At 61.1% G+C, this 17,658-nt stretch carries 16 protein-coding genes; 9 read left to right on the top strand and 7 right to left on the bottom strand.

Annotated elements, in window-relative coordinates; translation table 11 throughout:
* Positions 1–23: 23 nt before the first annotated feature.
* The gene (gene pcrP, locus AB3G88_RS07765; protein WP_158877074.1) at positions 24–632 is read left to right on the top strand and encodes an HAD superfamily inactivated hydrolase PcrP; all 609 of its coding nucleotides are present in this window, start codon (positions 24–26) and stop codon (positions 630–632) included.
* A 110-nt stretch (positions 633–742) separates the two neighbouring features.
* Positions 743–1,009, top strand: a complete 267-nt coding sequence (locus AB3G88_RS07760) for a DUF4404 family protein (protein WP_158877076.1) — start codon at positions 743–745, stop codon at positions 1,007–1,009.
* Positions 1,010–1,068: 59 nt separating this feature from the next.
* Here the strand turns inward: AB3G88_RS07760 and queF are convergent, their stop codons facing one another.
* Positions 1,069–1,899: an NADPH-dependent 7-cyano-7-deazaguanine reductase QueF gene (gene queF, locus AB3G88_RS07755; protein WP_480453590.1), complete on the bottom strand. Its 831-nt coding sequence runs from the start codon at positions 1,897–1,899 to the stop codon at positions 1,069–1,071.
* A 125-nt stretch (positions 1,900–2,024) separates the two neighbouring features.
* Positions 2,025–2,537, bottom strand: coding sequence for a copper-resistant cuproprotein CopI (gene copI, locus AB3G88_RS07750; RefSeq protein WP_099587417.1), 513 nt, complete (start codon positions 2,535–2,537; stop codon positions 2,025–2,027).
* A 156-nt stretch (positions 2,538–2,693) separates the two neighbouring features.
* On the opposite strand from copI, the gene AB3G88_RS07745 reads away from it, so the two are divergent.
* Both AB3G88_RS07745 and AB3G88_RS07740 read left to right on the top strand, forming a co-directional pair.
* Positions 2,694–3,374 (top strand): heavy metal response regulator transcription factor, encoded by a 681-nt coding sequence (locus AB3G88_RS07745; RefSeq protein ID WP_099587418.1) that lies wholly within the window; start codon positions 2,694–2,696, stop codon positions 3,372–3,374.
* Positions 3,371–4,726, top strand: coding sequence for a heavy metal sensor histidine kinase (locus AB3G88_RS07740; RefSeq protein WP_099587570.1), 1,356 nt, complete (start codon positions 3,371–3,373; stop codon positions 4,724–4,726). The genes AB3G88_RS07745 and AB3G88_RS07740 overlap by 4 nt, the downstream gene beginning before the upstream one ends.
* Positions 4,727–4,779: 53 nt before the next feature.
* On the opposite strand, the gene AB3G88_RS07735 is transcribed toward AB3G88_RS07740, so the two are convergent.
* Genes AB3G88_RS07735 through AB3G88_RS07725 form a run of 3 tightly spaced genes read right to left on the bottom strand, consistent with a single transcriptional unit; the run spans position 4,780 to position 8,026 of the window.
* On the bottom strand, positions 4,780–6,024 hold the full coding sequence (locus AB3G88_RS07735) for a lipoprotein-releasing ABC transporter permease subunit (RefSeq protein ID WP_099587419.1): 1,245 nt from the start codon (positions 6,022–6,024) through the stop codon (positions 4,780–4,782).
* A gap of 60 nt (positions 6,025–6,084) precedes the next feature.
* Positions 6,085–6,768 (bottom strand): lipoprotein-releasing ABC transporter ATP-binding protein LolD, encoded by a 684-nt coding sequence (lolD, locus tag AB3G88_RS07730; RefSeq protein ID WP_480453587.1) that lies wholly within the window; start codon positions 6,766–6,768, stop codon positions 6,085–6,087.
* 7 nt (positions 6,769–6,775) lie between these two features.
* The gene (locus AB3G88_RS07725) at positions 6,776–8,026 is read right to left on the bottom strand and encodes a lipoprotein-releasing ABC transporter permease subunit (protein ID WP_099587420.1); all 1,251 of its coding nucleotides are present in this window, start codon (positions 8,024–8,026) and stop codon (positions 6,776–6,778) included.
* A gap of 94 nt (positions 8,027–8,120) precedes the next feature.
* Here AB3G88_RS07725 and AB3G88_RS07720 point away from each other — a divergent pair, with 94 nt between their 5' ends.
* On the top strand, positions 8,121–8,699 hold the full coding sequence (locus AB3G88_RS07720) for a PilZ domain-containing protein (protein WP_112194098.1): 579 nt from the start codon (positions 8,121–8,123) through the stop codon (positions 8,697–8,699).
* Between the two features lie 44 nt (positions 8,700–8,743).
* Entirely contained in the window at positions 8,744–9,466 is a 723-nt protein-coding gene (locus tag AB3G88_RS07715; RefSeq protein ID WP_480453585.1) for a glycerophosphodiester phosphodiesterase, read from the top strand.
* A 42-nt stretch (positions 9,467–9,508) separates the two neighbouring features.
* Here the strand turns inward: AB3G88_RS07715 and sthA are convergent, their stop codons facing one another.
* The gene (sthA, locus tag AB3G88_RS07710) at positions 9,509–10,903 is read right to left on the bottom strand and encodes a Si-specific NAD(P)(+) transhydrogenase (RefSeq protein ID WP_003189670.1); all 1,395 of its coding nucleotides are present in this window, start codon (positions 10,901–10,903) and stop codon (positions 9,509–9,511) included.
* Positions 10,904–11,117: 214 nt separating this feature from the next.
* On the opposite strand from sthA, the gene AB3G88_RS07705 reads away from it, so the two are divergent.
* Positions 11,118–11,651, top strand: coding sequence for a chalcone isomerase family protein (locus tag AB3G88_RS07705; RefSeq protein WP_480453584.1), 534 nt, complete (start codon positions 11,118–11,120; stop codon positions 11,649–11,651).
* 174 nt (positions 11,652–11,825) lie between these two features.
* Here the strand turns inward: AB3G88_RS07705 and AB3G88_RS07700 are convergent, their stop codons facing one another.
* Complete coding sequence (locus AB3G88_RS07700; RefSeq protein WP_099587424.1) at positions 11,826–13,289, bottom strand: glyceraldehyde-3-phosphate dehydrogenase; 1,464 nt, start codon at positions 13,287–13,289, stop codon at positions 11,826–11,828.
* A 340-nt stretch (positions 13,290–13,629) separates the two neighbouring features.
* On the opposite strand from AB3G88_RS07700, the gene mfd reads away from it, so the two are divergent.
* Positions 13,630–17,079 carry a transcription-repair coupling factor gene (mfd, locus tag AB3G88_RS07695; RefSeq protein ID WP_099587425.1) on the top strand — a complete coding sequence of 1,150 codons (3,450 nt, stop codon included), beginning with the start codon at positions 13,630–13,632 and terminating at the stop codon, positions 17,077–17,079.
* Positions 17,080–17,090: 11 nt separating this feature from the next.
* On the top strand, positions 17,091–17,657 hold the full coding sequence (locus AB3G88_RS07690; protein ID WP_099587426.1) for a CsiV family protein: 567 nt from the start codon (positions 17,091–17,093) through the stop codon (positions 17,655–17,657).
* The last annotated feature ends 1 nt before the right edge of the window (position 17,658 follow it).

Here is a 17,658-nt window from a genome sequence, read left to right as displayed (position 1 = left end):
ACAGCTATTTCAGGGATGTCGACATGCCTCACGCCGAGATAGCCATCGCCAGCGCACCCGCCTTGACTGCTGTTCTGTTTGGCCTGAGTGGTTGCCTGGTGGACTTTGGTTCCCAGGCGCGTACCGATTCACCCTTCCAGGACTCCCAAGCCACACCCGGCGCCCTGAAAATCCTGCGCAGTCTCAAGGAACAAGGTGTCCCCTGCGCCTGGCTGGATGAGCTGCCGCCTTCGGTGACCACGCCATTGGCCGCCGTATTACCTGGTTGGCTCAAGGCCGCCTCTCCCTCTTCCATCCGCTGGCCCGCGCCCCATGCCTGTTGGGAAGCCTTGATGGAACTGAACATTCAACGCCTTGAAGGCTGCGTACTGGTCAGTGGCGAACCGCGTTTGCTGCAATCGGGGCTCAACGCCGGGCTGTGGACCATCGGCCTCGCCTCCTGCGGCTCGCTATGCGGACTGCCACCCGCGCAATGGCAAGCGTTGAGCGAACCGGAACGCGAGCGCAAGCGTGGTAAAGCCACCGTGGCTCTGTATGGGCTGGGCGTACATTCGGTGATCGACCACCTCGGCGAACTCGGCACCTGCCTGGCGGACATCAGCCTGCGCCAGCTCAAAGGCGAAAAGCCCTGATCGAGATCATGCACAGTCGGCGCCGGTGGATTAATCTGCAAGTCAGCCCGTAGACCTTTCTCGGCGTGCCGCGGTCTATGCCAGTGCCTATCGATAAAAGGAAGAACGTCATGCCTGATCGCAAAAAACTGGAAGAACAGGTCAATATCCTGCGCGGGCAGTTGGAACAGGAACCGCCACTGCCGGAAGAAAAACGTGAAGCGCTGGAAGCCCTGATTGCCAAGTTTGAATTACAACTTGATCTTGAGCCGGCCACTCAAACACCCAGCATTTCCGACGATGTGAATAAAGCGGCCATAGAGTTCGATGAGGAGCACCCGGTGATTTCCGGGACGCTGCGCAATATCATGATCACCTTGGGCAATATGGGCATCTAACCCGAACCCAAGCCAAGGACAACACTAAAATGTGGGAGGGGGCACCCTCCCACATTTACTTACTGACGAGCCAGGCGCACATTCTGGAACGGCACATCCTCCGTACTGCGATACGGGTTGATATCCAACCCGCCGCGTCGCACATACCGCGCATACACCGTCAACTTCTCCGGCTTCAGCAGACGCTGCAAGTCCAGGAAGATGCGCTCCACACACTGCTCATGGAAGTCTGAGTGCTGGCGGAAGCTCACGATATACTCCAGCAGGCTGGCATGATCCAGCGCGTGACCACGGTACTCCACCACCACGCTGCCCCAGTCCGGCTGGCTGGTGACCGGGCAGTTGGACTTGAGCAGATGACTGTGCACGCTCTCCTCGACGATCCGCGAGTCATCGCAACGCAGCAGTTCCGGCCGCGGGTGCTCGTAGTTGCTGACACTGATGTCGAGGTCGTCAATGCACACACCCGGCAACGCCATCACCCCTTCGGCCTCGATCTCGGCCAGACGGCGGATGCGCACGGTCACCGGCTTGCCGGCGGCGGCGCTCAGGTCGTCGCGCAGTGTGGCTTCCAGGCTTTGGGTATCGGCAAAGGCCGTCTGGTTCAGCGAGTTGAGGTACAGCTTGAAGGACTTGGATTCGATGATATTCGGCGAGTCTGCCGGGATACTGAATTCACCGATGGCCACCACCGGCTTGCCCGACGGCAATAACCAGGACAGTTCGAAGCAGTTCCAGAAGTCCACGCCCTTGTAAGGCAGGGTCGCGGCACTCAGACCCAGCTCGGCCCACTTGGCGGCGCGCGGAATCGGGAACAGCAATGAAGGCGTGTAGGTGCTGATGTATTCACTGGACTTGCCCAGCGGCGAATGTTCGGCTGCGGGATGCATGGCGGAAACCTGGCTAAATAAACCGCGCCAGTCTACCAGCCTTTGCGCTGCCTCAAAAACCGCACCATTACCCACACCCTCCGTAGATACCGCCGTGAAGCTCGCAGGGCAACTGCGCGTTGGGGTCATTCGACGTTAAGCTTTCCGACCATGCCAGCCTGGTAATGCCCGGGCAGGTTGCAGGCGAACTCCAGGCCGGTGGCCTTGCTGAACGTCCAGGTCAGCTCAGCGGTTTTACCGGGCTCCACCAACACGCTGTTCGGGTCATCGTGCTTCATCGCACCATGGCCCATGGCACTGTGGTCCATCTTGCCCATGCCGGTGGACGTGAGCATGCCGCTGGCCTGCATCTGCAACATTTCTTTCTGATGCGCCGCATGCATCGCCGCGTCGCCGAGGTTGAATTCATGCAGCAACTGGCCTTTGTTGACCAATACGAAGCGCACCGTCTCGCCGGCTTTTACATCCAGGGACTTGGGCGCAAACGCAATGTCCTGCAGCGTCACTTCCACGGTGCGCGTGGCCTTGTCAGCCGCAGCGGGTTGACCAAACGCGTAGGTATGGGCGGCATCCGCCATCGCATTGAAACTCAACGCCAACAGGCAACCCGCCAACAACAGGGGTGTACGCAACGTCATCTTTGTTCTCCCAAAATATAAAACCAGCCTGCGCAGCACCTTAAGATTACGCCGCTGCCAGCCAGCTGACTGCTAGATTACAACTTTGTCAGGTTGCGCCCGTGACCTCGCCCCCGCGGTATAAAGCCCCTCGTCACCCGCTGCCAAGAGTTGCCCATGAAACTGCTGATCGTCGAAGACCAACCGAAAACCGGCCATTACCTGCGCCAGGGCTTGGCCGAGGCGGGATTTACCACCGAACTGGTGGCCGACGGCACCAGCGGCCAGCACCTCGCGCTGACTGGCGACTACGACCTGCTGATCCTCGATGTGATGCTGCCTGGCCGCGATGGTTGGCAGATCCTGCAAGCCGTGCGCAGCGCGGGCCTGGATATCCCGGTGCTGTTCCTCACCGCCCGCGACGCGGTAGAAGACCGCGTGCATGGCCTTGAGCTGGGCGCCGATGATTACCTGGTCAAGCCGTTTGCCTTCTCCGAACTGCTCGCGCGGGTGCGCAGCCTGTTGCGGCGCGGCAGCAGCGCACCGCAGGAAACCGCCCTGCAACTGGCCGACCTGCGTCTGGACCTGATTCGCCGCCGGGTCGAGCGGGACGGTCAACGCATCGACCTGACCGCCAAGGAGTTCGCCCTGCTGGAACTGCTGCTGCGCCGCCAGGGCGAAGTGCTGCCCAAGTCGCTGATCGCCTCCCAGGTGTGGGACATGAACTTCGACAGCGACACCAACATCATCGAAGTGGCGATCCGCCGCCTGCGCCTCAAGGTCGATGACAGCTTCCCTACTAAACTGATCCACACCGTGCGCGGCATGGGCTATGTGCTGGAGGAACGTTGCAATTGATCAAGCACCTGTCCCTCGCCAGCCGCCTGGCGCTGTTGTTTGCCGCCTGCACGGCGGTGGTCTCGCTGATTGCAGGGGTGCTGTTCAATCAAGCCAGTGAGGCGCACTTTATCGAGTTGGACCAGCAGCAACTCGACAGCAAACTGGTGGCGTTGCGCAGCACTTTGCAGGGCGTAGACTCGCTGCAAGGTTTCAGCCAACGTGAGGCGCAACTGCGCGCTGAGCTCAACCGACAGCCCGACCTTGCACTGCGCATTACCTACGCCGGCCAGCGCTGGCTGGACGATGCGCCGAGCGTCACCCTGCCCTCCGCGCCTGGCCTGCATAACCTGCAAAACGCCGGCACCGACTACCGCGTCTACAACGCACCCCTCAACGCTGGCCAAGCCGACTCACCGCAACTGAGCCTGATGCTCGACATCACTCACCATCAACATTTCTTGCAACGCATGCAGCATTTGATCTGGCTCACGGTCGGACTCTGCGCCCTGGCCACCGCGCTCCTCGGCGCCTGGGCTGCACGCAGCGGGTTACGGCCGTTGCGGCGCATGGGTGAAGTGGCCGCCAGTGTATCGGCCCACTCCCTCACCCAACGCCTGCCTCAGCAGCATATGCCGGTGGAACTGGCTGAGCTGGCCCAGGCCTTCAACGCCATGCTGGGACGACTGGACGATGCGTTCCAGCGCCTGTCGGCGTTCTCTGCCGATATCGCCCATGAACTGCGCACGCCGCTGTCGAACCTGCTGACCCAGACCCAGGTCATCCTCACCCAGCCGCGCCCGCTGGAGGACTACCGCGAGGCGCTGCACAGCAACCTCGAAGAGCTGCAATGGATGGCGCAACTGGTCAACGACATGCTGTACCTGGCCAAGGCGGATCATGGTTTGTTGGTGCCCAAGCGCGAACCTTTGGCACTGGCTGATGAAGTGGAGGCGTTGTTGGAGTTTTTTGCGTTGCTGGCGGAGGACGCGCAGGTCTCGCTGGTGCGCGAAGGCACTGCCCACACAGCGGGGGATCGCGGCATGTTGCGCCGGGCCTTGTCGAACTTGCTGGATAACGCGCTGCGGTTTACCCCGGCAGGCGGCGAGGTGCGTGTGCGCATGAGCGAAGATGAACGGGGTGCGAAACTGACCGTGGAGAATACCGGCGCAGGCATCCCGGCGAACGTGCTGCCGAGGCTGTTTGATCGGTTCTACCGGGCCGATCCGGCACGGCATGAAGGCAGCAGCGAGCACGCGGGGCTGGGGCTGGCGATTACCCAGTCGATTGTGCGGGCGCATGGGGGGAGGATTTTTTGTGAGTCCGAGGCGGGGGTTACTCGGTTTGTGATTGAGTTGCCCAACCAGGATTGATGCAAGCTGGGCGGGCGCTATCGGGGGCCTGCCCCCGATAGCGGTCTAAAACACTAGGAGTATCTCAAGGCATGCGCCGGCTCAATCTTCGCCGCCCGATACGCCGGATACAACGTCGCCAAAAAGCTCAACACAAAGCCCGCCGTGCAGATCAGCAGCACATCCCCACCCTGCAGCTCCGAAGGCAGGTTGCTGACGAAATACACATCCGAACTGAAGATATGCTGCCCGCTCACCCGCTCGACCCAGCCCACCAGTTCGCTCACGTTCAGCGCTGCAATCACGCCCAACACGCCGCCGATCAAGGTGCCGACAATGCCAATCACAGTGCCCTGCACCATGAAGATCGCCATGATCTGCCGGGGCGTGGCGCCGATGGTGCGCAGGATCGCGATGTCCGCGCCTTTGTCGTTTACCACCATGATCAACGTAGCGATGATGTTGAACGCCGCCACGGCAACGATCATCAGCAACAACAGGCCGATCATGGTCTTTTCCATCTTCATCGCGCTGAACAGGCTGCCTTGGGTGTGGGTCCAGTCATCCGCCTTGTAGGCCGCGCCGAGGCCCGTGGCAATGTCCGTCGACACCTTGGGCGCCGCGTACAAATCCTTCACGGCCAGACGCACGCTCTGCACCTGGTTCGGCTGCCAATGCTGGATTTCCGCCGCGTCAGCCATGTGGATCAACGCCATGGAGCCATCCAGCTCGGCGCCGACCTTGAAGATCCCGACCACGTTCAAGCGCTGCATACGCGGGGTGATACCCCCTGGCGCGGTACTGATTTCCGGCACGATCAGCGTGAGCTTGTCGCCCACATTCAAGCGAAAACGCCGTGCAGTGATTTCGCCGACCACCACGCCGAACTCGCCGGGCTTCAGGTCTTCGAGTTTGCCCTGCACGATGTGCTGGGCCACGATCGACACCTTGCCTTCCTGGGCCGGGTCAACGCCGCTGATCTCGATCGGCTGCATGGCGCCCTTGTAGGAGAACATGCCGTCCATCTGCGTGAATGGCACCGCAGCGGTGACTTGTGGATTCTTCATCGCGGCGGCGGCCACCGGCTGCCAATCATCAATCGGGTTCACACCGACGATAGTGGCGTGGGGCACCATGCCGAGGATGCGCGAGCTCATTTCGCGCTGGAAGCCGTTCATCACCGACAGCACCACGATCATCGCCAACACGCCCAGGGCGAGGCCGATCATCGAGGTCATCGAGATAAATGAAACAAAACGATTGCGGCGCTTGGCGCGGGTATAGCGCGTGCCGATGAAAATCGATAACGGTCTGAACATTCGCGGGCACCGCCTGAAAAATTGAAAAAGCCCGACGCCAGGCGTCGGGCTTGAAACGGGTCAGATGGCGACCAGATGACCTTCCTGCAGGTGCAGCACGCGGTCCATCTGGCGGGCCATGCTCATGTCATGGGTCACCACCAGGAACGCGGTGCGCATCTGGGTGCTCAGTTCCAGCATCAAGTCCTTGATGCCTTGGGCGGTGTGGGAGTCGAGGTTGCCGGTGGGCTCGTCGAGCATTACCAAGCCTGGGTTGTTCACCAGGGCGCGGGCAATTGCCACACGCTGGCGCTCGCCGCCGGACAGTTCGGCCGGTTTGTGCTCCAGGCGATGGCCGAGGCCGACGCGCTCCAGCAGTGCCTTGGCACGCTGACGGGCTTCCGGGATCGCGGTCCTGCCGATCAGCAGCGGCATGCACACGTTTTCCAGGGCGGTGAATTCCGGCAGCAGGTGGTGGAACTGATACACAAAACCCAACGAACGATTGCGCAGTTGGCCTCGGGCCTTTTCATTCAAGGCCGACAACTCTTCGCCAGCCAGCCACACGCTGCCCTGGGACGGCGTATCAAGGCCGCCCAACAGGTTCAGCAAGGTACTTTTGCCGGAGCCGGAACTGCCGACGATCGCCACGCGCTCGCCCGGATGCAGTTCCAGTTGCAGGTTGGACAGCACCACCACCGACTCCGGGCCTTCCTCGTAGGATTTGCCCAGGTTGCGGCAGCTCAGGATTGCTTTTTCACTCATGCCCGATTCACTCATAACGTAAGGCCTGTGCTGGCTGGGTACGTGCCGCGCGCCAGGCTGGATACAGGGTGGCAAGGAAACTCAGGACCAACGCAGCGCCGCCCACCATCAACACGTCCTGGGCCTGAACCTGGGACGGCAAGTAGTCGATGAAGTAGACGTCGGCGTTGAGGAACTTGTGGCCGATCACTTTCTCTAGCAACGCGATGGCGGCGCTGACGTTCAGCGCGGCCAGAATGCCCACCGCGGTGCCGATCAAGGTGCCGACCACGCCGATCACGGTGCCTTGCACCATAAAGATCGCCATGATCTGCCCCGGCGTGGCGCCAAGGGTACGCAGGATGGCGATATCGCCTTTCTTGTCGTTCACCACCATCACCAGCGTGGAGATGATATTGAACGCGGCGACAGCGACGATCAGCAGCAGCAGTAGGCCGATCATGGCTTTTTCCATGCGGATGGCCTGGTACAGGTTGCCGTGGGTACGGGTCCAGTCACGGGCGTAATACTGGGTTTCACCCAAGTGCTGGGCAATGTCCCAGGCGCCGCGCGGGGCGTCGAACAGGTCGCTGAACTTCAGGCGCAGGCCCTGCACCTGGTCCGGCTGCCAGCGCTGCAGGCGGGCCAGGTCGGTGAGGTTGGTCAGGCCGAGGTAGCCGTCGATTTCGCCAGCGCCCACATGGAAGGTACCGATCACGGTAAAGCGCTTCATGCGCGGGAACATGCCGGCCGGGGTCACGGTAACTTCCGGTGCGACGAAGGTCAGCTTGTCGCCAAGGCCCACGCCGAGCTTGGCCGCCGCCTTGTCGCCGATCACGATGCCGAAGCTGCCGGGGGCCAGGTCGTCGAGTTTGCCCTGCAACATGAACTTGTCGATGATCGACACGTTGCGTTCCTGGGCCGGGTCGATGCCATTGAGCAGGATCTTCTGCACCTTGCCATCATGGGTCAGCAGCCCCTGCATCTGGGTAAACGGCGCAACGGCGACGACCTTGGGGTTCTGCTTGACCTTGGCGGCCAGGCTTTGCCAGTCGTTAATCGGCTCACCGGACTCGATGGTCGCGTGGGGCACCATGCCCAGCACGCGGGTGCGCATCTCATGATCGAAGCCGTTCATCACCGACAGCACCACAATCATCACGACCACGCCCAAGGCGAGCCCGATCATCGAGGTCAAGGAAATGAACGACACAAAATGATTGCGGCGCTTTGCACGGGTATAACGCGTGCCAATAAATACGAAGAGAGGTCTGAACATGTCGGGGCTTGTTCGGAGGAAAAGAAGACGTCCCGGTGGCGGGGTCTGGTAAGCAGCTTTACACTCTGACCATTACCGTTACCTGGGGTTCGCCATGTCGACATTAGATGAAGAAGAGCGCCGCGAATACTACCGTATCGACGACATGATCGCACTCCAAATCAAAAGCCTGTCGGCCCCCGAAGCGGCGAGCAAGGAAGTGTTGCTGGATGATTCACCGCTGTTCAACCTGCTCAGTGAGCTGCACCTGAGCGAGTTCGAAGCCCAGCACCTGCTGCGCCAACTGAGCGAAAAGGACCGCACCCTCGCCGCCTTCCTGCGTGTGCAGAACAAACGCGTGGACCTGCTCAGCCAGATCATGGCGCGCGGCCTGCTGGACGAGGTGGGCGCACCGCAGCCGGTGATCATCTCCGAAGGCGGCATCGACTTCCAGCACCCTGCCCCCCTGGCCACCGGCATCCATCTGGCGGTCAAGCTGGTACTGATGCCCCAGGCGCTCGGCCTGCTGCTGCGGGCGCGGGTCACCCATTGCGATCCCAAGGGCGATGGCTTTGACGTAGGCACGGAATTCGAGTCCATGACCGATGCCCAGCGCCAATTGCTGGCCCGCTACATCCTGCAGAAACAGGCCCAGGAACGCCGCCTGGCGCGGGAACAAAGCGACGATCTCTGAATTCGTATTCACTCCGCCAGCCAGCCTGGCGCATAGGAGCAACTGTGACCCTGATTTACGGCCACCGCGGTGCCAAAGGCGAAGCACCGGAAAACACCCTGACCAGCTTCCAGGAGTGCCTCAAGCACGGCGTACGCCGCTGCGAACTGGATCTGCACCTGTCCATGGACGGCGAGCTGATGGTCATCCACGACCCGACCCTCAAGCGCACCACCGACCGGCGCGGCAAGGTCGTCGAGTATTCAGCGGCAGACCTGGTGAAGATGGACGCCCGCAAAGGCGGCCCAGGCTGGGTCAAACCCTGCCCGATCCCATGCCTGGAAGAGCTGTTCGAACAATGCGACTTCGATCACTGGCAACTGGAAGTCAAAAGCGCCTCGCGCACCCGCGCCGCAACCACGGTGCTGGCAATCCGCGAGATGGCGGTACGTTTCGGCTTGATGGACAAGGTCACCGTGACCTCAAGCTCGCGGGAAGTGTTGAAAGCGGCGGTTGATCTCACCCCGGACCTGTCACGTGGACTGGTGGCCGAATACGCCTGGCTCGACCCGCTGAAGGTCGCGCAGAACTATGGCTGTGAATACCTGGCGTTGAACTGGACGCTGTGCACCCCTGAGCGTCTGGAAAAAGCCCAGCGCCAAGGTCTGCATGTGTCGGTGTGGACGGTCAACGAACCTGCGCTGATGCGCAGGCTCGCCGACTTCGGCGTAGATAGCCTGATTACAGACTTTCCCGGTTTGGCCACTGCCACTCTCGGGAATTACTGAAATCGGTCTCCCCGGCCGGCTCAGGCCACCGGCCGGAGCCGCTCAAAAAAGCCGGTTGAGGCCATCGTAGGCCGCTACCCGATAGGCTTCAGCCATGGTCGGGTAGTTGAACGTGGTGTTCACAAAGTACTTGAGGGTATTTTGCTCGCCCGGCTGGTTCATGATGGCCTGGCCGATGTGCACGATCTCCGACGCCTGGTAGCCGAAGCAATGCACGCCGAGCACTTCCAGGGTCTCGCGATGGAACAGGATCTTCAGCATGCCCTGGGGCTCGCCGGCGATCTGCGCACGCGCCATGCTCTTGAAGAACGCCTTGCCCACTTCGTAAGGCACCTTGGCCTTGGTCAGCTCGTGCTCGTTCTTGCCGATCGAGCTGATCTCGGGAATCGTGTAGATCCCGGTCGGTACGTCGTTCACGTAGCGCCAGCTGCCATTGTCGACAATGCTGCCAGCGGCCGAACGGCCCTGGTCATGTGCCGCACTGGCCAGGCTTGGCCAGCCGATCACGTCACCGGCGCCGTAGATGTTCGGCACGCAGGTGCGGTAGTTCTCATCCACTTCGATCTGGCCACGGCTGTTGACCTTGACCCCGATGTTTTCCATGCCCAGCTTGTCGGTGTTGCCGGTACGACCGTTGCACCACAGCAAAGCGTCGGCCTTGATCTTCTTGCCGGATTTAAGGTGCAGAATCACGCCGTTATCCAGGCCTTCGACCCGCTCGTACTCTTCGTTGTGGCGCACGGTGATGTTGTTGTTGCTGAAGTGGTAGCTCAACGCCTGGGAAATTTCCGAGTCGAGGAAGCTCAGCAACTGATCGCGGTTATCCACCAGCTCCACCAATACACCCAGGCCGCTGAAGATCGAGGCGTATTCACAGCCAATCACGCCGGCGCCGTAGATGATCAGTTTGCGCGGGGTGTGGCCCAGGCTCAGGATGGTGTCGCTATCGTAGATACGCGGGTGGTGGAAATCGATGTCCGCCGGACGATACGGACGCGACCCGGTGGCAATGATGATGTGCTTGGCCACCAGCTTCTCGACCACACCGTTGGCGCAGACCACTTCGACGGTTTGCTCGTCGGCAAAACTGCCGGTGCCGAAGAACAGGTCGACGCGGTTACGCGCGTAGTAGCCGGTACGCGAGGCCACTTGTTTGGAGATGACTTTCTCGGCGCTCTTGAGCACGTCCGGGAACGAGAACCAGCGCGGCTCACCAATGGCCCGGAACATCGGGTTGGTGTTGAACTGCATGATCTGGCGGACCGAGTGACGCAAGGCCTTGGACGGGATGGTACCCAGGTGGGTGCAGTTACCGCCGACCTGGCGACGGCTATCGACCATCGCCACCTTGCGCCCTGCCTTCGCGGCGTTCATCGCCGCACCTTCTCCAGCCGGGCCGGAACCCAGTACCACCACGTCGTAGTTGTAGACAGCCATGCGTACTCCTCAGAACAGGCCAGGCGTACGGTTGGACGCCTGGCTAAATCATGCCGCGGCCAGCGGTCATGAAGGACAATTTGGCTCAAGTGTGTGAACCGGGGCACAGTCTATATAAGGGTCAACGCCGCGCACATTAACCCTTGGTCGCGTCGTAGGCCAGTCTTGCCATACTACATGACGCAAATCAGCGCCAATTTCAGGATGAGCCATTATGCGACAACTCTTTATCTGTTTGATGCTGATGATGTCGATCACGGCTCACGCCAATGACGCCGACCGACTCAAGCAGGCTGATTTCCCCGCACAGTTCGAGGGCCTGGCCCGCAAAAACCAGGCGGTGCTCACCTACCTGTGGGCCGATGTGTACGCTGCCGCGTTGTATGCCTCTGCGGATGTGAGCGCCAGACAGGCCTGGTCACAACAACAGGACCTGTGCCTTGTGCTGTATTACTTTCGCGACATCGACCGCAACGATGTGATAAAGGCCGCCACCGCGACGTTGGAGCGCCAGCAAGCCAGTGCTCGTTTGAAGCCTGAGCTGGATCAACTGCATGCGCGCTTTCGCAATATCCGCAGCGGGGATCGTTACGCCCTGGATTTTCGGTCGGGGCGCGGTTTGAACTTGGAGATCAATGGCCAGGTGGTGTTCAGCAGTCGAGATACTGAATTGGCGAAAGCCTATATGGGTATCTGGCTGGCGCCGAAGGGATTGTCGGACAGCTTGCGCGGGCAGTTGCTCAATTGATGCGTCGGCTGAACGACCGCTATCGGGGGCAAGCCACCTCGCACATTTGAATATATTCACAAATCAAACTGTGGGAGGGGGCTTGCCCCCGATGAGGCCCTCACAGGCAGCCCGAAACCCACAGCCATAAAAAAGCCCCGAACCAGTCGGGGCTTTTTCATCTACTGCTGATGCTTAGCGCGGAAACGCAGGCGGGTTGACCCCGGCCATGTCTTCCATCACACGAACCACCTGGCAGCTGTAGCCGAACTCGTTGTCGTACCACACGTACAGCACAACACGGTTGTCCTGGCTGATGGTCGCTTCGGCATCCACCACACCGGCGTGGCGCGAACCGACGAAGTCGGTGGATACCACTTCCTGGGAATTGACGAAGTCGATTTGCTTATGCAGATCGGAGTGCAGCGCCATGTAGCGCAGGTACTCGTTCATCTCTTCACGGCTGGCGGCAGTCTCAAGGTTCAGGTTGAGAATGGCCATCGACACGTTTGGCGTAGGAACGCGGATCGCGTTACCGGTCAACTTGCCGGCCAGCTCAGGCAGCGCCTTGGCAGCAGCGGTAGCAGCACCAGTCTCGGTGATAACCATGTTCAGCGCGGCGCTACGGCCACGGCGATCGCCTTTGTGGAAGTTGTCGATCAGGTTCTGGTCGTTGGTGTACGAGTGAACGGTCTCAACGTGACCATTAACGATGCCGAACTTGTCGTTCACAGCCTTGAGCACCGGCACGATGGCGTTGGTGGTGCAGGAAGCGGCGGAGACGATCTTGTCGTCAGCGGTGATTTCACCGTGGTTGATGCCGTGCACGATGTTCTTCAGCTTGCCCTTGCCAGGCGCGGTCAGAACAACGCGATCAACACCAGGGCAAGCCAGGTGCTGGCCCAGGCCTTCGGCATCACGCCATACGCCGGTGTTGTCCACCAGCAGGGCGTCCTTGATGCCGTACTGGGTGTAATCCACCTCGGACGGGTTCTTCGCGTAGATCACCTGGATCAGGTTACCGTTGGCGGTGATGGTGTTGTTTTCTTCGTCAATGACGATGGTGCCGTTGAACGGACCGTGTACCGAGTCGCGGCGCAGCAGGCTGGCGCGTTTGGTCAGGTCGTTGTCGGCGCCTTTGCGCACAACAATGGCACGCAGGCGCAGGCCGTCGCCGCCACCGGTTTTTTCGATCAGGATGCGCGCCAGCAGGCGGCCGATACGACCGAAGCCGTACAGCACAACGTCAGTGCCTTTGCGGGCTGCTGCGTTTTGCTGGCCAACCACATCGGCCATTTCTTCACGCACGAACTGCTCGGCGGTGCGGCCGGCGCCTTCCTTGCGGAATTTGTACGCCAACTTGCCCAGGTCTACCGAGGCCGCGCCGAGCTTGAGCTCGCTCATGGCCTTGAGCAGTGGGAATGTTTCGTGGACGGAGAGTTCGCTGTCGTCGGCAGAGCGATGGCGCGCAAAGCGGTGCGCCTTGAGAATCGCGATGACGGACTGGTTGATCAGGCTGCGGCCATAGATCGAGCTCACCACATTGTTATTGCGGTACAGCTGACCGATAAGCGGGATCATCGCTTCTGCGAGTGCTTCACGGTCGATCCATTCACCAAGACACTGGTCGGGCTTCTGAGTCACGGGAACCTTCCACATGTAGGGGCTGAAAAAAGGGGCTACATTATGCCGCCCGACCGCCCTCGTCGCAATGCGCGCCAGCCAACAAAAAGTCCTTGCTAAAAAATACCGCCCCGCTGCAGCCCAGTAAATACGCGGGTTCCAGAAGGCCACTAGTTGGACGAGTCGTCCGACTTGTCCGTAACCCTCCTAAACATTCGCGCTTTTTGGCACTACATATTGAGTCAAAACACGCCATTGTTTGTCTTAGCCACTACATTTCCTACAAACCGTAATAGGCACAGTCAGCAACTGACAGGCGGCACCTTGGCCCGTTACAATTACCGACTTTGTCGCAACGCTTGGAGCTCAACCTTCCGTGCCCGTTCTGCGTCTACCGCTACTCCCTGCCGCGGCAGGTAAACAGCACTGGGGCAATCTGCCCGGTGCCGCCCTGAGCCTGGCCATTGCCGAGGCTGCCAGCGCAGCCAAGCGCTTTACCCTGCTGCTCACCGCCGACAGCCAAAGTGCCGAACGGTTGGAGCAGGAGCTGAGCTTCTTCGCCCCCGATTTGCCGGTGCTGCATTTTCCCGACTGGGAAACCCTGCCCTACGACCTGTTCTCGCCGCACCAGGACATCATCTCCCAGCGCATCGCCAGCCTGTACCGTCTGCCGGAACTGGCCCACGGCGTGCTGGTGGTGCCGATTACCACGGCGCTGCATCGCCTGGCCCCGACCAAGTTCCTGCTGGGCAGCAGCCTGGTGCTGGATATCGGCCAGAAGCTCGACGTGGAACAGATGCGCACGCGCCTCGAAGCCAGCGGCTACCGCTGCGTGGACACGGTGTACGAGCACGGTGAGTTCGCGGTGCGCGGTGCGCTGATCGACCTGTTCCCGATGGGCAGCAAGTTGCCGTACCGCATCGACCTGTTCGATGACGAAATCGAGACCCTGCGCACCTTCGATCCGGAAAACCAACGCTCCATCGACAAGGTCGACTCGGTCAAGCTGCTGCCCGCACGGGAATTCCCGCTGCAAAAGGACGCTGTCACCCGCTTCAAGGCGCGCTTTCGTGAACGCTTCGATGTCGACTTCCGTCGCTGCCCGATCTTCCAGGACTTGAGCAGCGGGATTACCCCGGCCGGTATCGAGTACTACCTGCCGTTGTTCTTCGACGAAACCTCGACCCTGTTCGACTACCTGCCCCAGGACACCCAAGTGTTCTCGCTGCCGGGCATCGAGCAAGCCGCGGAAAACTTCTGGAACGACGTGCGCAACCGTTACGAAGAGCGCCGCGTCGACCCGTCCCGTCCACTATTGCCGCCGGCCGAGCTGTTCCTGCCGGTGGAAGACTGCTTCGCCCGCCTGAAAAACTGGCCGCGCGTGGTGGCCAGCCAGCAGGATGTGGAAGCCGGAAGCGGCCGTGAGCGCTTCCCTGCGGCCACGCTGCCGGACTTGGCGATTCAAGCCAAAGCCACGCAGCCCCTGGAGGCCTTGTCCAACTTCATCAGTGACTTCCCCGGCCGCGTGCTGTTTACCGCCGAGTCCGCCGGCCGCCGTGAAGTGTTGCTGGAGTTGTTGGAGCGCCTGAAGCTGCGGCCAAAAACCGTCGACAGCTGGCCGGATTTTGTAAAAGGCAAAGAGCGCCTGGCGATCACCATCGCCCCGCTCGACGAGGGCCTGCTGCTGGATGACCCGGCCCTGGCGTTGATTGCCGAGAGCCCACTGTTCGGCCAGCGCGTGATGCAGCGTCGCCGTCGCGAAAAACGTGCCGACGCCAACAACGACGCAGTCATCAAAAACCTCACCGAACTGCGCGAAGGCGCGCCAGTGGTGCACATCGACCACGGCGTGGGTCGCTACCTCGGCTTGCAGACCCTGGAGATCGATAACCAGGCCGCCGAATTCCTCACCATGGAATACGCCGAGGGCGCCAAGCTCTACGTGCCGGTCGCCAGCCTGCACCTGATTGCCCGCTACACCGGCAGCGACGACGCCCTGGCGCCGTTGCACCGCCTGGGCTCCGAGACCTGGCAGAAGGCCAAGCGCAAGGCTGCCGAGCAGGTTCGCGATGTTGCCGCCGAGCTGCTCGACATCTATGCCCGCCGCGCCGCCCGCGAAGGCTATGCCTTCGCCGACCCGAAAGCCGACTACGCCACCTTCAGCGCCGGCTTCGCGTTCGAAGAAACCCCGGACCAGCAAACCACCATCGAAGCCGTGCGCGCCGACATGCTCGCGCCCAAGCCGATGGACCGCCTGGTGTGTGGCGACGTGGGTTTCGGCAAGACCGAAGTGGCCATGCGCGCCGCCTTTATCGCCGTACACGGTGGCCGCCAGGTCGCGATCCTGGTGCCGACCACCCTGCTCGCCCAGCAGCACTACAACAGCTTCCGCGACCGCTTTGCCGACTGGCCGGTGACCGTCGAAGTGATGAGCCGCTTCAAGTCGGCCAAGGAAGTGAACGCTGCCGTCGCCGATTTGGCCGAAGGCAAGATCGACATCGTGATCGGCACGCACAAGCTGCTGTCGGACGACGTAAAGATCAAGAACCTGGGCCTGGTGATCATTGACGAAGAACACCGCTTCGGCGTGCGCCAGAAAGAGCAGCTCAAAGCCCTGCGCAGTGAAGTCGACATTCTTACGCTCACAGCAACGCCGATCCCACGCACGCTGAACATGGCGGTGTCGGGCATGCGCGACCTGTCGATCATCGCCACGCCGCCGGCGCGCCGCCTCTCGGTGCGCACCTTCGTCATGGAGCAGAACAAAAGCACGGTAAAAGAAGCCCTGCTGCGGGAATTGCTGCGCGGCGGCCAGGTGTATTACCTGCACAACGACGTGAAAACCATCGAGAAATGCGCCGCCGACCTCGCCGAACTGGTGCCGGAAGCGCGGATCGCCATCGGCCACGGGCAGATGCGCGAACGTGAACTCGAACAGGTGATGAGCGACTTCTATCACAAGCGCTTCAACGTGTTGATCGCCTCGACCATCATCGAGACCGGTATCGACGTGCCGAGCGCCAATACCATCATCATCGAGCGCGCCGATAAATTCGGCCTGGCGCAGTTGCACCAACTGCGTGGCCGCGTCGGTCGCAGTCACCACCAGGCCTACGCCTACCTGCTGACGCCGCCGCGCCAACAGATCACGTCCGACGCCGAAAAGCGCCTGGAAGCGATCGCCAACACCCAGGACCTCGGCGCCGGTTTTGTACTGGCCACCAACGACCTGGAAATCCGTGGCGCCGGCGAACTGCTGGGCGACGGCCAGAGCGGGCAGATCCAGGCAGTGGGTTTCACCCTCTATATGGAGATGCTCGAACGTGCGGTGAAGGCCATCCGCAAGGGCGAGCAACCGAACCTTGACCAACCCTTGGGCGGCGGTCCGGAAATCAACCTGCGCTTGCCGGCGTTGATTCCCGAAGACTACCTGCCGGACGTGCACGCACGGCTGATCCTGTACAAGCGCATCGCTTCGGCCACCGACGAAGAAGGCCTCAAGGACTTGCAGGTTGAGATGATCGACCGCTTCGGCCTGCTGCCGGAACCGACCAAGAACCTGGTGCGCCTGACCCTGCTTAAATTGCAGGCCGAGCAGCTCGGTATAAAGAAAGTCGACGCTGGGCCGCAGGGCGGGCGTATTGAGTTCGAAGCGCAGACGCCGGTAGACCCGTTGGTGCTGATCAAGCTGATCCAGGGCCAGCCCAACCGCTACAAGTTCGAAGGGGCTACGCTGTTCAAGTTCATGGTGCCGATGGAACGCGCCGAAGAACGCTTTAATACCCTGGAGGCGCTGTTTGAGCGCCTCATCCCGAAATCTGTTTGAAGGACGCCCCAATGCGCCTGTTCCGCATGCTGAGCTTGTTGTTGGTGGTATTGGCGCCTTCGGCATTTGCCGACAGCCCCTACCAGGTAGAAATGATCCTGGTGCGCCAAAATGCGGAACCGGTGATCAACAGCCGCGCCGCGCCGGAAAACTGGGATGCCGGGGCCGTGCGCCTGGGCGATAAAATGAGCCCGCCGCGCCTGAACAACATCGTCGACAAGCTCAGCGCCGATAACAGCTACACCGTGCTGGCGCACAAGGCCTGGGAACAGAACCTCGGCGAACAACCGGTCAAAATCGCGATCACCGACGGCCAGGAACAGTTCGGCCAGTTCCCTATCGAGGGCACGCTGAACCTGCAACTGGGGCGTTTTACCGATATCGACGCGCAATTCTGGGTCAATCAGTTCGACAGCAACGGCAGCGTGATTGCCAGCGAGCACCTGAACCAGACCGACGTGCGCACCAAGAACAACCAACTCAACTACCTGGATGGTGGTCACCTCGCACTGCTGATCAAGATCACTTCGCTGACCGCCAAGCCGCCCAGCGCACCCCCGCCTGACATTCAGGACTGAT

Source organism: Pseudomonas arvensis, from assembly GCF_056688935.1.
Note: the sequence above shows the minus strand (reverse complement) of the source record. Positions and strands in the feature narration are given on the sequence as shown.